10 protein-coding genes and 3 tRNA genes are annotated in these 13,788 nt (G+C 43.7%); 6 read left to right on the top strand and 7 right to left on the bottom strand.

All coding sequences use genetic code 11. The features are described 5' to 3' along the window. Positions 1-14 precede the first annotated feature (14 nt). The 3 genes from oppC to oppF are packed head-to-tail and all read left to right on the top strand — an operon-like array spanning position 15 to position 2,917. Positions 15-917, top strand: coding sequence for an oligopeptide ABC transporter permease OppC (oppC, locus tag AACW90_RS04310; RefSeq protein ID WP_275134285.1), 903 nt, complete (start codon positions 15-17; stop codon positions 915-917). Positions 918-947: 30 nt separating this feature from the next. Then, a complete protein-coding gene (locus tag AACW90_RS04305; RefSeq protein ID WP_390231330.1) occupies positions 948-1,919 on the top strand; it encodes an ABC transporter ATP-binding protein in 972 nt (323 codons plus the stop codon). An 8-nt stretch (positions 1,920-1,927) separates the two neighbouring features. Continuing rightward, on the top strand, positions 1,928-2,917 hold the full coding sequence (gene oppF, locus AACW90_RS04300; RefSeq protein WP_390231327.1) for a murein tripeptide/oligopeptide ABC transporter ATP binding protein OppF: 990 nt from the start codon (positions 1,928-1,930) through the stop codon (positions 2,915-2,917). Positions 2,918-3,130: 213 nt separating this feature from the next. Here oppF and AACW90_RS04295 read toward each other — a convergent pair whose 3' ends face one another. From AACW90_RS04295 to AACW90_RS04280, 4 genes are all read right to left on the bottom strand, one after another. After that, positions 3,131-4,609, bottom strand: coding sequence for a peptide MFS transporter (locus AACW90_RS04295; RefSeq protein WP_390231324.1), 1,479 nt, complete (start codon positions 4,607-4,609; stop codon positions 3,131-3,133). Positions 4,610-4,934: 325 nt separating this feature from the next. Next, positions 4,935-5,019 (bottom strand) — tRNA-Tyr (locus AACW90_RS04290). A 110-nt stretch (positions 5,020-5,129) separates the two neighbouring features. Next, positions 5,130-5,214: transfer RNA gene (locus AACW90_RS04285), tRNA-Tyr, on the bottom strand. Between the two features lie 143 nt (positions 5,215-5,357). Further along, positions 5,358-5,442, bottom strand: a tRNA-Tyr gene (locus AACW90_RS04280). 352 nt (positions 5,443-5,794) lie between these two features. Between AACW90_RS04280 and AACW90_RS04275 the strand changes: the two genes are divergently transcribed. Both AACW90_RS04275 and vexH read left to right on the top strand, forming a co-directional pair. After that, positions 5,795-6,886, top strand: coding sequence for an efflux RND transporter periplasmic adaptor subunit (locus AACW90_RS04275; protein WP_390231321.1), 1,092 nt, complete (start codon positions 5,795-5,797; stop codon positions 6,884-6,886). After that, the gene (vexH, locus tag AACW90_RS04270; RefSeq protein WP_390231318.1) at positions 6,886-9,999 is read left to right on the top strand and encodes a vibriobactin export RND transporter permease subunit VexH; all 3,114 of its coding nucleotides are present in this window, start codon (positions 6,886-6,888) and stop codon (positions 9,997-9,999) included. Before AACW90_RS04275 ends, vexH begins: the two co-directional genes overlap by 1 nt. Positions 10,000-10,071: 72 nt before the next feature. On the opposite strand, the gene AACW90_RS04265 is transcribed toward vexH, so the two are convergent. Then, a complete protein-coding gene (locus AACW90_RS04265; RefSeq protein WP_390231315.1) occupies positions 10,072-10,641 on the bottom strand; it encodes an outer membrane beta-barrel protein in 570 nt (189 codons plus the stop codon). 165 nt (positions 10,642-10,806) lie between these two features. Between AACW90_RS04265 and AACW90_RS04260 the strand changes: the two genes are divergently transcribed. After that, complete coding sequence (locus AACW90_RS04260; protein WP_390231312.1) at positions 10,807-11,265, top strand: Lrp/AsnC family transcriptional regulator; 459 nt, start codon at positions 10,807-10,809, stop codon at positions 11,263-11,265. 85 nt (positions 11,266-11,350) lie between these two features. Here AACW90_RS04260 and AACW90_RS04255 read toward each other — a convergent pair whose 3' ends face one another. Next, the gene (locus AACW90_RS04255) at positions 11,351-12,643 is read right to left on the bottom strand and encodes an L-cysteine desulfidase family protein (RefSeq protein ID WP_390231309.1); all 1,293 of its coding nucleotides are present in this window, start codon (positions 12,641-12,643) and stop codon (positions 11,351-11,353) included. Positions 12,644-12,876: 233 nt separating this feature from the next. Continuing rightward, a complete protein-coding gene (gene tesB / locus AACW90_RS04250) occupies positions 12,877-13,737 on the bottom strand; it encodes an acyl-CoA thioesterase II (protein ID WP_390231306.1) in 861 nt (286 codons plus the stop codon). Between the last annotated feature and the right edge of the window lie 51 nt (positions 13,738-13,788).

Below are 13,788 nucleotides of genomic sequence, written 5' to 3'. Positions count from 1 at the left end.
TGGGTACAGATATTATGTTAACGAAAAAAGAAAACCTTGATGCGATCGAAAAGTTCTCTGAGAATTTAGAGATTGAAGGTCGCAGCTTATGGCAAGATGCTCGAATTCGCTTTATGCGTAATAAAGCCGCAATGGTGAGCCTTGCAATATTAACGGTGATGATTCTGGCGGTCATTTTTCTGCCGATGATTGCCGAGTTTACCTATGACGATACGGATTGGTATTCGCTGCATGCTGCTCCATCTGCGGATCATATCTTTGGTACCGACAGTTTAGGACGCGACCTTTATGTTCGTACACTTATTGGTGGACGTATCTCATTAATGGTCGGTGTGTTAGGTGCGTTGGTTGCCGTGTTAATTGGTACCCTTTATGGTGCCACTTCAGGCTATATTGGCGGAAGAACTGACCGAGTCATGATGCGTATTCTGGAAATATTATACGCGGTTCCATTTATGTTCCTTGTGATTGTTCTTGTAACCTTCTTTGGCCGAAATATTGTATTAATATTTGTCGCTATTGGTGCGATTGCATGGCTAGACATGGCGCGCATTGTACGTGGTCAAACCCTTAGCCTGCGTAGCAAAGAGTTTATTGAAGCGGCGCATGTGAGTGGCGTGAGTAATTGGAAGATCATTACTCGCCATATTATTCCGAACGTACTTGGTATTGTGGCGGTATATTCGACGCTGCTTATCCCAAGCATGATCTTAACGGAATCATTTTTGTCTTTTCTAGGGCTTGGTGTTCAGGAGCCAATGACGAGTTGGGGAGCGTTGCTACAAGAAGGCTCACAAACGATGGAAGTGGCTATTTGGCAGCTGATTTTTCCTGCAGCATGTATGGTGGTAACACTGTTCTGCTTTAACTATGTTGGTGACGGTCTTCGTGACGCGTTGGATCCTAAAGACAGATAAGCCCTTGGCTTAAATATACTGGAAAGAAAAATGAGTTTATTAGATGTCAAAGACCTGCGTGTTGAATTTACCACTCAAGATGGTGACGTAACCGCAGTTAACGATTTAAACTTCTCGCTAGAACAAGGTGAGACACTGGGTATTGTGGGAGAGTCTGGTTCGGGTAAATCTCAAACCGTATTCGCCATTATGGGGCTACTTGCAAAAAACGGTATCATTAAAGGTAGCGCTAAGTTCGAAGGTAGAGAAATTTTAAATCTACCTGAAGTTGAACTTAACAAAGTCCGTGCTGAGCAGATTGCGATGATCTTCCAAGACCCAATGACTTCGCTTAATCCTTATATGAAAGTTAGCAACCAGCTAATGGAAGTATTGATGCTACACAAAGGTATGGGTAAAGCAGAAGCATTTGAAGAGTCTGTACGTATGCTTGAAGCGGTAAAAATTCCTGAAGCTCGCAAGCGTATAACGATGTATCCGCATGAGTTTTCTGGTGGCATGCGTCAACGTGTGATGATAGCGATGGCACTACTTTGTCGCCCTAAGTTGTTGATCGCGGATGAGCCGACAACGGCACTCGATGTCACCGTACAAGCGCAAATCATGGATCTACTTAATGAACTTAAAAAAGAGTTCAATACGGCAATAATCATGATTACCCATGATTTAGGTGTTGTAGCGGGTTCTTGTGAGAAAGTGTTGGTGATGTACGCTGGGCGTACGATGGAGTATGGCTCTGTAGATGAAATCTTCTACAACCCTAGCCACCCATATACGGAAGGGTTATTAAAAGCGATCCCTCGCTTGGATAGTGTTGGAGAGGTTTTACCAACGATCCCGGGGAACCCACCTAACTTGCTTCGTTTACCGACGGGTTGCCCTTATCAAGAACGCTGTCACCGAGTGACAGATCGTTGTATGAAAGAAGCACCAATATTGATGCCATTTGGCGACGATCGTCAGCGCGCTTGTTTTTCTGAATGGGAGACGTGGACCAAATGAGTGATCAAATGAATACAGAAAAAAAGCTACTTTTAGATGTGAAAAACCTGAAAGTTCACTTTAGCATCGCTTCAAAGTCGGCGTGGCCGTGGTCAAAACCTGCCAACCTTAAAGCCGTCGATGGGGTTAACGTTCGTCTATATGAAGGCGAGACGCTCGGTGTAGTCGGTGAGTCAGGGTGCGGTAAGTCGACATTTGCCCGCGCTATCGTCGGTTTGGTTCAAGCGACTGAAGGTGAAGTTATTTGGTTAGGGCAAGACCTAACCAAGATGCAAGAAGTACAGCGCCGTGAAACACGTAAAGACATTCAGATGATTTTCCAGGATCCATTAGCGTCACTCAATCCTAGAATGAATATCGGCGATATTATTGCAGAGCCACTGCAAACGTTTTACCCTAAGTTGACCAAGAATGAAGTCAAACTTCGTGTTAAACAAATGATGGACAAGGTAGGTCTGCTTCCGAACTTGGTAAACCGTTATCCACACGAGTTCTCAGGTGGTCAGTGTCAGCGTATTGGTATTGCCCGCGCGCTTATCCTTAACCCTAAGATGATTATCTGTGATGAACCCGTATCGGCTCTTGATGTTTCAATTCAAGCGCAGGTGGTAAATCTACTCAAAGAGCTGCAAGATGAGCTTGGCTTGAGTTTGGTTTTTATCGCGCACGATTTATCGGTAGTGAAACACATATCGGATCGTGTTTTGGTGATGTATCTAGGTAATGAAGTGGAGTTGGCTGAAGCGAAAGAACTGTTTGCGACACCTAAGCACCCATACACCAAAGCATTGATGTCCGCTGTTCCTATCCCTGATCCTCAGATTGAACGTACAAAAGTGATTCAGATGCTCGAAGGGGATCTACCGTCGCCTATTAACCCTCCGTCAGGCTGTGTATTCCGCACTCGTTGCCCAATTGCAACAGAGGCATGTGCGAAACAGAAACCAGAGCTTAAAGGGACAGACAAGCACGCTGTGTCGTGTATCCATGTCGACTAACGGGTTGATGTCTATTTAGCCTGTGACAGGCTCAAGCGCAGTGTCTTTACGAACTGCGTTTTTTTTTGTATCTAATTTCTAACGAACCCTCGTCATTCCATGAAAACGGGAATCTGGATGGTATAAAGTCCCCACTTTCGTGGGGATGTCGATGATTTTTCTGAAGATGGCAGGTTTGAATAGCGGTATTAAAACAAGAAGGTCGAGTTTCTGTTAATTTTCTTTAGAAAGCTCTAGGTTTTGAGCGTCTTGTTCTTTCGCGCTATCGAGCATCTTACGGATGATGTAAGAGGCGATAAGAGCCACTGCCACCATAACGACAGCAAGAACCGTTAATGTACTAAAATAGCTGCCGTAGACGTCTTTAACAATCTCTTGAGTGATCACTTGGCCCTTCTCTAACGCAATAGACGTAGAGAACACAGCGCCAACAATGCCACTGAGAGCGATAGCCACTGAAAATAAACTCACCGAAAAGTTTTCAATATGCTTTGGCGCCACTGATAGGATGAAAGCAACGACTAGACTGCCTACAATCACCTCGGCAAACGCTTGGAAGAAGTGGATAGCTAAGAAAATTTCAGGACGAATAATAACATCAGCGCCAATACTTAATACTGCAGCCGCTAAAATACCAAATGCTATTGCCGTCAAGATGAAGGCAATGGCGATCTTCGTTGCTGTAGACAAAGCGATACCACGTTTTTCTAAACTAGAAAAAGTATATGCGATAACAGGTCCAGCAACCATACACCATAATGGGTTCATCGCCATTGAGGCTTCTGGTGCGATAGGGATAATGCCAAACAAATCACCGCGCATTGTGTTGATGGTGACCATTGTCATGGATGTCATCATCTGACCATAGTAAACGAAAAAAGCAGTCGTTAAGGCCGTGATGATGAGGATAGTTCCCATTTTTAGTGCATCAGATCGGCCTGCTTTAAACATCAACGAGATGAAGTACAAAATAGCCGCCGCACCGATTGCATAAACGATATTCTGGCCAATATCCATGTTTGAGAACATGAAGAACACCAACCCTATCATGGCAATTGATGTGCTTGCGAACGCCACCCAGTTTTTCACGCTAACGGGTTGTTGGTCGATATCCGCAGCGGCATTAACCAATGGCTTTCTAAAGATAACCAATACTAAGAATGCGAGCGCAGCGAGTATGCCAGACGCTAAAAAGCTGCCATGGAAACCAATAGCAAGTACGAGCATAGGGAAGGTGTACTGGCCGATCAAGGCACCAACATTATTGATGGAATAGTTGACTGGATAACCATTTTCAAAACTTTCTTGCGAGGCGAATGTACGTTTAAATAGGCTAGGGTAAGAAGGAGACATTAATCCACGCGCATAACTCGCTAAAGCGATACCGACAAGTGCTAATGGTACGTTCTGAGCAGAAGCGCCGAGAACCAACAATATGTAACCAGAAGCAAAGACAAAATAACTGATGGTAAGTGAACGATAGGCCCCCAGAAACTTATCGGCGATAAAGCCACCAACGATAGCAAAAAGAGGACCAATAGCAGAGAAAGCCCCTACAACCATCATTGTATCCGCTTCGCTATACCCCAAATCTTCTAGGAAGAAACGAGTTAAAATGACCATAACACCGTAAAAAGATAAGCCAAACATCATTTGGCAGAACATCATCGACTTATTAAGTCTATTCCACATATTTTTATCCTATTTTAGTTAAAGAAACTAGTTTATATACGCGGTAATTTTATCATTTTGTAGAGCAATAAATTGTTAAGAATAGCTGATATTAATTATCTCTAAAGATTAGTAAATCTAATCCGAAAGTGTGATGTAAGTTATGACAAAATAAAGGAAAGTTACAATTAACGAGCCTTTGATGCTTTTAATATTAAGATCTAATTGGAAGGAAAATTAAAAATGTAGAAACAGAAGTAGAATGAATTATATGTATCTGAACTCGTGTAAGAATTTTTGATCTTAAACGAAAAAGACCCGCTACGAGAGCGGGCCTTTTAAGATATGGTGGAGGGGGACGGATTCGAACCATCGAAGGCGGAGCCGGCAGATTTACAGTCTGCTCCCTTTGGCCACTCGGGAACCCCTCCAAGGGTATTTTAGATCAAGATATTACTATCTAATCTACGGTTACTCCCAAACGTAACCTTAAAAACAGTGTTTATATAACTCATCTAAACAATTATACAAACTTAAAATATGGTGGAGGGGGACGGATTCGAACCATCGAAGGCGGAGCCGGCAGATTTACAGTCTGCTCCCTTTGGCCACTCGGGAACCCCTCCAGGGTATTTTAGATTAAGATATTGCTATCAAATCTACGGTTACTCCCAACTGTAACCTTTAAACACGGTAACTCTAAAAGATAAGTTATAAAACTAATGACTTATCTAAATAGGTGCAAGCAATCAACATACACTTACAAATATGGTGGAGGGGGACGGATTCGAACCATCGAAGGCGGAGCCGGCAGATTTACAGTCTGCTCCCTTTGGCCACTCGGGAACCCCTCCAGGGTGTTCAGCAACTAGATTCAATTTTCCTAGTCACTTGGTTAGTCCCAATTCTAACCCATTATTTAACACATCTTATCATTGGTTGAACCAAGTAAGCCGACGTCAAATAGTGCCTCTAAGCGAGGAGCTGCATAATAGCAAAATCGCTAAAGCTGTAAAGTATTTTATTGGTTTTTTTGTTCGATTGATGCCTTTTTCAACAATGAAGTTAGAAAGTGAACATTTTTCGGCTTTGAACGTGTAGATATCTGCGTGTTAACGGATTCTTTGCTCTTCTTTACATAAGTTTACGCTCGTTAGGGTAAGAAGTTGGTAAACTTAAACCCTACGACTTTTTAGAGCCAAAAAAATGGATAAAAATAATTTAGCGATTCTACTCGTGTCTTCAATTCTATTACTGAATTCGCCGAGCTATGCTGCGGGTCAAGGAAAATCAGGTGGTGCTCGAAAGGCGCAAAGTGTTTTGGTGATAACAGAAACCGTCGCGACTCACGATATATCTCAAAGCTTGACCTTGGTTGGTAAGCTAGAAGCAGAACAGTCTGTCATCATTTCTCCAGAGGTTTCCGGCAAGGTCAATGCTATTAAGGTATCCGCAAATCAAAAAGTCAAAAAGGGCGATCTCTTAGTTCAGCTAAATGATGATAAAGCGAAGGCCTCAATATCCGAAGCCAAAGCCTACTTACGAAATGAGAAACGAAAATTAGCCGAGTTTGAACGATTAGCCAAAAAAGGCGCGATTACTCAGACTGAGATTGACGCTCAGAAAGCCAGTGTAGATATCGCGAACGCCCGTTTAGATGCCGCCAATGCCCAACTAAAAGATTTAAATATCACGGCACCTTTCGGTGGAACCGTTGGCTTTATTGATTTTAGTCGTGGAAAGATGGTGAACACAGGGGCTGAGCTGCTCACCTTAGACAACCTTTCAAGTATGAGACTTGATTTGCAGATCCCAGAAAGGTTCTTATCGATGCTCTCTACCGGCATGCAAGTGCAAGCAAGTAGTAATGCATGGCCTGCAACGACGTTTGAAGGGGAAGTGATTGGAATCGATACTCGTATTAATAGCGAAACGCTAAACCTAAGAGCTCGTATTCGGTTTGATAACGCTGAAAACAAACTTAAACCCGGTATGCTCATGGCGACCAAAGTACACTTTCCGGTTATCGAAGCCCCAATTATTCCTGTTCAAGCACTTCAATATTCAGGTACTAAACGGTACGTGTATGTGATTGATGGAGACAACAAAGCCACAAAGACAGAGGTATTTTTAGGTGCCCGTGTTGAAAACCAAGTGGTCATTGAGAAAGGACTAGCGATCGGTGAGAAGATAGTGGTGCAAGGTATTGTTAATATGAGAGATGGTCTTACCGTTCGCGAGCAAGGCGAAATGCCAGAGACTACCGCGAATAAAAAAGCCGACAAGGAAAGTGAATAATGTGGTTATCGGATGTATCGGTTAAACGGCCGGTTGCTGCTGTTGTTTTAAGCTTGTTGCTTGTGGTGTTTGGTTTGGTCTCGTTCGACCGACTCGCCGTGCGTGAAATGCCAGATATAGAAAGCCCAGTGGTTTCAGTCAGCACGCGTTACGAGGGCGCTTCTGCCACTATTATAGAAAGCCAAATCACCGCGGTAATCGAAGACCAACTAACAGGCATTAGTGGTATCGATGAAATCACCTCGACCACACGTAATGGTTCCTCTCGGATCAAAATTACTTTTGAGCTCGGTTACGATTTAAACACCGGTGTTAGTGATGTGCGAGATGCGGTCGCCAGAGCGCAGCGCGGGCTGCCGGATGAAGCAGACGACCCTCTGGTGTATAAAAATAACGGCAGTGGAGAGGCCTCTGTTTATATCAATTTGAGCTCATCTGAGATGGATAGAACTCAGTTGACGGACTACATAGAAAGGGTATTAATTGATCGGTTTAGTTTAATTACTGGGGTCAGTTCTGTTGATATCTCTGGTGGGCTGTACAAAGTGATGTACGTGAAGCTGAAACCAGCCCTGATGGCAGGGCGAGGTGTTGCTGCCTCCGATATCACGGCGGCACTGCGCGAGGAAAACTTAGAAAGTCCCGGTGGTGAAGTAAGAAATGATGCCGTTGTCATGTCGGTGAGAACGGCGAGAAGCTATAACGAAGCGAGCGATTTTGAATATTTGGTGGTTAAGCGAGCCAGCGATGGTACGCCTATCTACCTTCAAGATGTCGCCGATGTTTTTATTGGTGCCGAAAATGAAAACTCCACATTTAAGAGTGACGGTGTCGTAAATGTGAGTATGGGTATCGTCCCTCAGTCGGATGCTAACCCATTGGAAGTCGCTCAACTGGTTCACGCTGAAGTCGATGATATCCAGAAGTTTCTACCCGAAGGTACCCGCTTAGCGATAGATTATGACTCTACGGTATTCATCGACAGATCTATCTCAGAAGTTTACAACACGTTATTTATCACTGGTGGCTTGGTTATCCTTGTTCTGTATATATTTATCGGGCAAGCACGTGCAACCTTGATTCCAGCAATAACCGTTCCAGTCTCGTTAATATCCGCCTTTATTTCGGCCTATTTCTTTGGCTTTTCCATCAATCTCATTACCTTGATGGCTTTGATTTTGTCCATTGGTCTGGTGGTGGATGATGCCATTGTGGTGGTGGAGAATATCTTCCATCATATTGAAAACGGTGAGAGCCCTCTGGTTGCCGCTTATAAAGGGACTAGAGAGGTCGGTTTTGCCGTTGTAGCGACTACCTTGGTTTTGGTGATGGTGTTTTTACCTATCTCCTTTATGGATGGCATGGTGGGCCTGTTATTTACCGAATTTTCTGTTCTGCTTTCGATGTCGGTGATCTCATCGTCTTTGATTGCCTTGACACTCACACCAGTATTGGGTAGCAAAATTCTAAAAGCGAATGTAAAGCCAAATGCTTTTAATCGTGTGATAGAGAATTTGTTTTCCAAGCTGGAACGAGGCTATAAATTCCTGTTGAGTAAAGCTATGCGAGTCAGGCTCATCGCACCTGTAATTATACTGGGTTGCATTGGCGGTAGTTATTATTTGATGGACAACATCCCTCAACAACTGGCCCCACAAGAAGATCGCGGCGTGTTGTTTGCCTTTGTTCGGGGAGCGGACGCAACCAGTTATAACCGCATGTCTGCCAATATGGATTTGGTTGAAGAAAAGTTAATTCCGTTGCTGGGCGAAGGGTTATTAAAATCATTTAGCATCCAAACCCCAGCATTTGGCGGTAACGCGGGCGACCAAACTGGTTTTGTTATTATGATCCTAGAAGATTGGAATGACAGAAGCCTTTCTGCAAGTGAAGCCCTTGGTGTGATTCGAAAAGCGCTTACTGGCATACCAGACGCAAGGGTATTTCCCTTTACACCGGGTTTCCGAGGTGGTTCTAGTGAACCTGTTCAATATGTATTGGGAGGTTCTGATTATATTGAACTTCAACAGTGGGCAGAGTTGTTAAAAAATACCGCTGAAGATAGTCCAATAATGGAAGGGTCAGAGATTAACTATTCAGAAAAAACCCCTGAATTGGTTATTACGGTTGATAAACCCCGAGCAGCAGAGTTGGGCATAAAGGTCTCTGATATCTCCGATACTCTAGAGATAATGCTGGGCGGTAAAAGTGAGACCACATTTGTGGATAGGGGTGAAGAGTATGATGTTTACCTTCGTGGTGATGAGAACAGCTTCAACAATGCCACCGACCTAAGTCAGATCTACATGCGAACAACGTCGGGCGAATTAGTGACCTTAGATGCAGTGACTAAAATAGAAGAGGTTGCATCGGCGATACGTCTGTCTCATTACAATAAGAAGAAGGCGATTACGGTTACTGCCAATATTAGTGAAGGTTATACGCTCGGTGAAGCGCTCGATTTCTTAGATGAGAAAGCGATCGAATTACTGCCGGGTGATATCTCTATCGACTATTCTGGTGAGTCAAAAGAGTACAAAGAGAATCAAGCGAGCGTGCTGGTTGTTTTTGCACTGGCATTGCTTGTTGCTTACTTGGTGCTGGCTGCCCAATTTGAAAGCTTCATCAACCCTCTAGTCGTTATGTTTACCGTTCCTATGGGGGTGTTTGGCGGTTTTTTAGGGTTATTTATTATGCAACAAGGGCTGAATATCTATAGCCAAATAGGCATGATAATGTTGATCGGCATGGTAACCAAAAACGGTATTCTGATTGTCGAGTTTACCAATCAGCTTCGAGACCGAGGTATTGAATTTGAAAAAGCAATAATCGACGCTTCGGCACGCCGTTTACGACCAATACTTATGACTGCGTTTACTACCTTAGCCGGTGCGATACCGTTGATCAGTTCTACTGGCGCGGGTTATGAAAGCCGAATAGCGGTGGGTACTGTTATCTTCTTCGGTATGGCGTTTGCTACATTGGTCACTCTGTTCGTTATTCCGGCGATGTACCGATTGATCTCGATTTCAACGCAGTCTCCGGGGCACGTAGAAGAGGTACTAAACAAAGAACTTTCATTAGAAACAACCAGTCGCAAGAACCACGGATAGAACCACTATCCCGAGTGTAGGCAGGTTAGGTTCCTAGTAGACTTTACTAGGAACCTATAAATTGCGAAGAAACTATAACCCTTTGCCGATGGTCAATAAAAATCCATCGTAGTCTGCATCAACCATTAGTCCTGATGTTGCATAGCCATATAGATACTCACCACGCACCCAGAAATCAGAACCAATATCCCACTCAAATCCAGCACCAATATCAAACACGCCACCGGCTTCAGACGTCGAGTAATCACCATTTGGTAGGCTTCGTGCATCTTGGTAGGCTGAAATAGCCGAGGTCTTTACGTAGAGCTTGATAGGGGAGTCGCCCAATTTGTCGCTGATTAGGATAGCGGATACCCCAAGTTGAATAACATCCATTTTTATTGTTTCTGCTTTGTTTTGATTCTCGGAATAACGGAGAAATCCATCAAAGATAAGGTTGTCGTTATAGTATTTTCCTCCTCCAATAGTAAATGATGGGTTTTTATATACGGTATTACTCTCCGCCCATGAAGGTGAAAAACCCACATCGCCTATGCCCAAATAGACATAATCTTTACTCGTCGGTGTCTGCTGCGCCAGCACAGGAAGTGAAACGAATGTGATTAATAGTGGTGTCAGTACAAATTGACGTAACGGTTTCATGGGTAACCTTTTTGTAAATAAAACAGAGGTAAGTAGTCTAATTGTGAATGAGAGGAAAAGTAAGTCAAAAAGCACAGTAATTTTTGTAGAAGTGGACAATAAAAGCTATAATCGTCCTAGTATTTGACGTTTATGTGAAAATTTTTTCTAAAAAATGAGGGTTTCATGGAACTGGATAAGACAGACAGAAAGTTATTGTCGATGTTGCAAGTAGACAGCACCTTATCACTTAATGCATTAGCCGAAGCGGTTAACCTAACAACAACACCTTGTTGGAAAAGGTTGAAAAAACTGGAAGACAATGGGGTGATCAGTAAACGGGTTGCTCTGTTAAATCCTGAAAAGCTGGGGCTTTTATTTACCGCCTTTGTTCTTATCAAAACCAGTAATCATTCACATGAATGGTATAGCCATTTTGTCGAGACGGTGACCCCTTTTCCTGAGGTGATGGAGTTTTATCGTATGGCCGGAGAGTATGACTATATGATGAAAGTGCAAGTGGAAGATATGAAGTGTTTCGACCTTTTTTATAAAAGAATGGTTAACAGCGTAGAAGGCATTTCTAATGTGACATCCACTTTTGCAATGGAGCCATTAAAGTACACAACGGCGTTACCGCTTTAATCAAACGTCGTTAATGATTAACAACTACGAATAAGTGCTCACCCGTTGTTAGGGGAGCACATCTACCGATACGAATTGAGAATGACTATTTGTTGACCATAATATCTAAGATCTGCACGTCGGTTTGTTTCATCGAGCCATTAACGAGCGCGGACAGATTGCGAATAGTGTCATCAACGTCGTCTGCGACAATACCTTCATTTTGAGTGACTCGAACACCATCAATCGCCATCAGAGCCGCTTTTACCGCTGCACCAGCAGAAGAGGAAACCTTCATTGCGCAACCGGGTTTTGCTCCATCGCAAATCATGCCGGAGATATCGCCAATCATGTTGGAAATAGCGTAGCTAATCTGCCTAAAATCACCGCCTAACAACCACGTCATACCCGAGACAGAACCCATTCCGGCGGTGGTTGTAGAGCATAATGCTGAGAGCTTGTCTTGGTGGCTTTTGATATAGATAGCCATAAGGCTAGCAAGCATCAGAGCTCTAATACTCGCTTCTCTATCCACTTTGAGAAACTGTGCGGTGACCAATACCGGCATGGTTGCCGCAATCCCTTGGTTTCCTGAACCTGAATTACTCATTGCAGGTAACATAGCACCATCCATTCTCGCGTCTGCAGCGGAAGAAGTACGCGTTAATACTTCAGTTAATAAGCCACCCGACAACAAGCCGCGATCAACGTTACGTTGAAACGTTGCTCCAATTTGTAACCCGTAATCGTTAGCAAGTCCTTCTACGGAAAGCTTATCGTTGAGTTGTCCTGCTGCTTCTATGAATTCAATATCGCTTAGGGGCGCATGGATCGCGTAATCAAAAATGTCTTGCGCGTTTGCATCTTGGAAGGGATTAATGAGGCCTTGATGAGACTGCTCATGATCGATGTTCAATGCTGGAACATAGATAGCGATCCCGTTCTCTTCAATAGATACTACGTTAGTGTGTCCATCGGCGATGGTTACCGATACGGTTTTTTCTCCATCAAACACACTGACTTTTGAATAAAGGACATTGGTTACATCAGCCACACCAACGTGTACGCAATCGTTATCAATCAATGCTTTCGCTTTTTCGACATCAACTTGAGTGATATTTTTAAGCACTTCGAGTCCCGCATTCGGATCTCCGGCAATTGCGCCGACAGCGGCGGCAATGGATAGACCAACCATACCGGTTCCCGGAACGCCCACGCCCATGCCATTTTTCATGAGATTAGGAGAAACAAACGCTGAGATGTTCCGAGGTTGACCAGAGAGTTTCTCCATGGCGATAGAAGCGGCTAGTGCAATGGCAACAGGCTCCGTGCAACCAAGGGCCGGAACAACTTCTTTTTTGACTGTCTCTGTAAATTGATTCCAAAGGTGTCTTTTCATCTGATTCTCACTCACTATTTGGCTTGTTGTTTTTATAGAGTAAGAATAAGCTTTTTATCGGGGAATTATTTTTCTTTATTGCTTCAAAAGTCGTCACAATAGAGTATTTTTTTCTCCTTTTATAGGCGAAAGAGAGAATAAATAACGACGGGTGCATGGTTGAGAGGAAAAGAGCACTCGCGAGTATCGTCGCGAATGCTTGTGTTTATCAATGTACTTATCTTCAATTCAAATTATTTGGTAAATCTCATGACACCTTCTTGAATCGCGGATGCGACCAGGTGACCTTGTTGGTTGTATATTTCACCGCGAACGAGTCCACGAGCGTTGCTTGCGGTCGGGCTTTCAATAGAGAAAAGCAGCCACTCGTCCATCTTAAAAGGTCGATGAAACCACATGGAATGGTCAATCGTCGCCACCTGAAAGTTGGGTGTCATCAATGTGGTCTTGTGAGGGTGCATGGCAGTAACAAGAAAGCCCCAGTCGGAAGCATACGCAAGAAGGTACTGATGAATGAGTTGATCATCTGGCACACTGCCGTTGGCCTTTATCCATAGATACTGTTTGGGTTCGGCCTTAACAGGTTTTAGCGGATTAATCACCGTCACGGGGCGAACCTCGATAGGCTTTTCCCCACAGAAAATTTGCTTGATTTTTTCTGGTAGAAAATCGGCAATCTGATTGGCAAGCTCTGTTTCTGACACGAAATTTTCTGGACCGGGTATATCAGGCATGCTGTTTTGGTGTTCGAATCCCTCTGCATCGCCATGATAAGAAGCGGTTAGATAAAAAATCGGACGGCCATTCTGTATCGCCTTTACACGTCTAGTGCTTAAGCTTTTTCCGTCCCGTAGATTTTCTACGTCATAGATAATTGGTTTATCGGGATTGCCGGGCAAAAGAAAGTAGCTATGAAAGGAGTGTACCTTTCGATCATTTGCCACTGTATACCGTGCAGCTGATAGAGCCTGACCGATGACCTGTCCCCCGTATACCTGCGGTAAGCCTAAGTTTTCGCTTTGGCCTCTGAATAATTCATTTTCTAATTGTTCTAACTGCAAAAGTTCTAACAGCTCGTTGAGAGGCTTACTCATATCATCTCCGTCATTGTTTTGTTAATTATATGCGATTAACAGGATTTTATT

Source organism: Vibrio frigidus (genome assembly GCF_042465995.1).
Taxonomy (GTDB): Bacteria; Pseudomonadota; Gammaproteobacteria; order Enterobacterales; family Vibrionaceae; genus Vibrio.
The sequence above is the reverse complement of the archived record's forward strand: the minus strand, read 5'-3'. Positions and strand labels throughout refer to the sequence as shown.

Excerpts from the sequence above, each read along its gene's own strand:
- oppC (WP_275134285.1), top strand. The coding sequence starts at position 15 with ATGTTAACGAAAAAAGAAAACCTTGATGCGATCGAAAAGTTCTCTGAG.
- AACW90_RS04305 (WP_390231330.1), top strand. The coding sequence starts at position 948 with ATGAGTTTATTAGATGTCAAAGACCTGCGTGTTGAATTTACCACTCAA.
- oppF (WP_390231327.1), top strand. The coding sequence starts at position 1,928 with ATGAATACAGAAAAAAAGCTACTTTTAGATGTGAAAAACCTGAAAGTT.
- AACW90_RS04295 (WP_390231324.1), bottom strand. The coding sequence starts at position 4,609 with ATGTGGAATAGACTTAATAAGTCGATGATGTTCTGCCAAATGATGTTT.
- AACW90_RS04275 (WP_390231321.1), top strand. The coding sequence starts at position 5,795 with ATGGATAAAAATAATTTAGCGATTCTACTCGTGTCTTCAATTCTATTA.
- vexH (WP_390231318.1), top strand. The coding sequence starts at position 6,886 with ATGTGGTTATCGGATGTATCGGTTAAACGGCCGGTTGCTGCTGTTGTT.
- AACW90_RS04265 (WP_390231315.1), bottom strand. The coding sequence starts at position 10,641 with ATGAAACCGTTACGTCAATTTGTACTGACACCACTATTAATCACATTC.
- AACW90_RS04260 (WP_390231312.1), top strand. The coding sequence starts at position 10,807 with ATGGAACTGGATAAGACAGACAGAAAGTTATTGTCGATGTTGCAAGTA.
- AACW90_RS04255 (WP_390231309.1), bottom strand. The coding sequence starts at position 12,643 with ATGAAAAGACACCTTTGGAATCAATTTACAGAGACAGTCAAAAAAGAA.
- tesB (WP_390231306.1), bottom strand. The coding sequence starts at position 13,737 with ATGAGTAAGCCTCTCAACGAGCTGTTAGAACTTTTGCAGTTAGAACAA.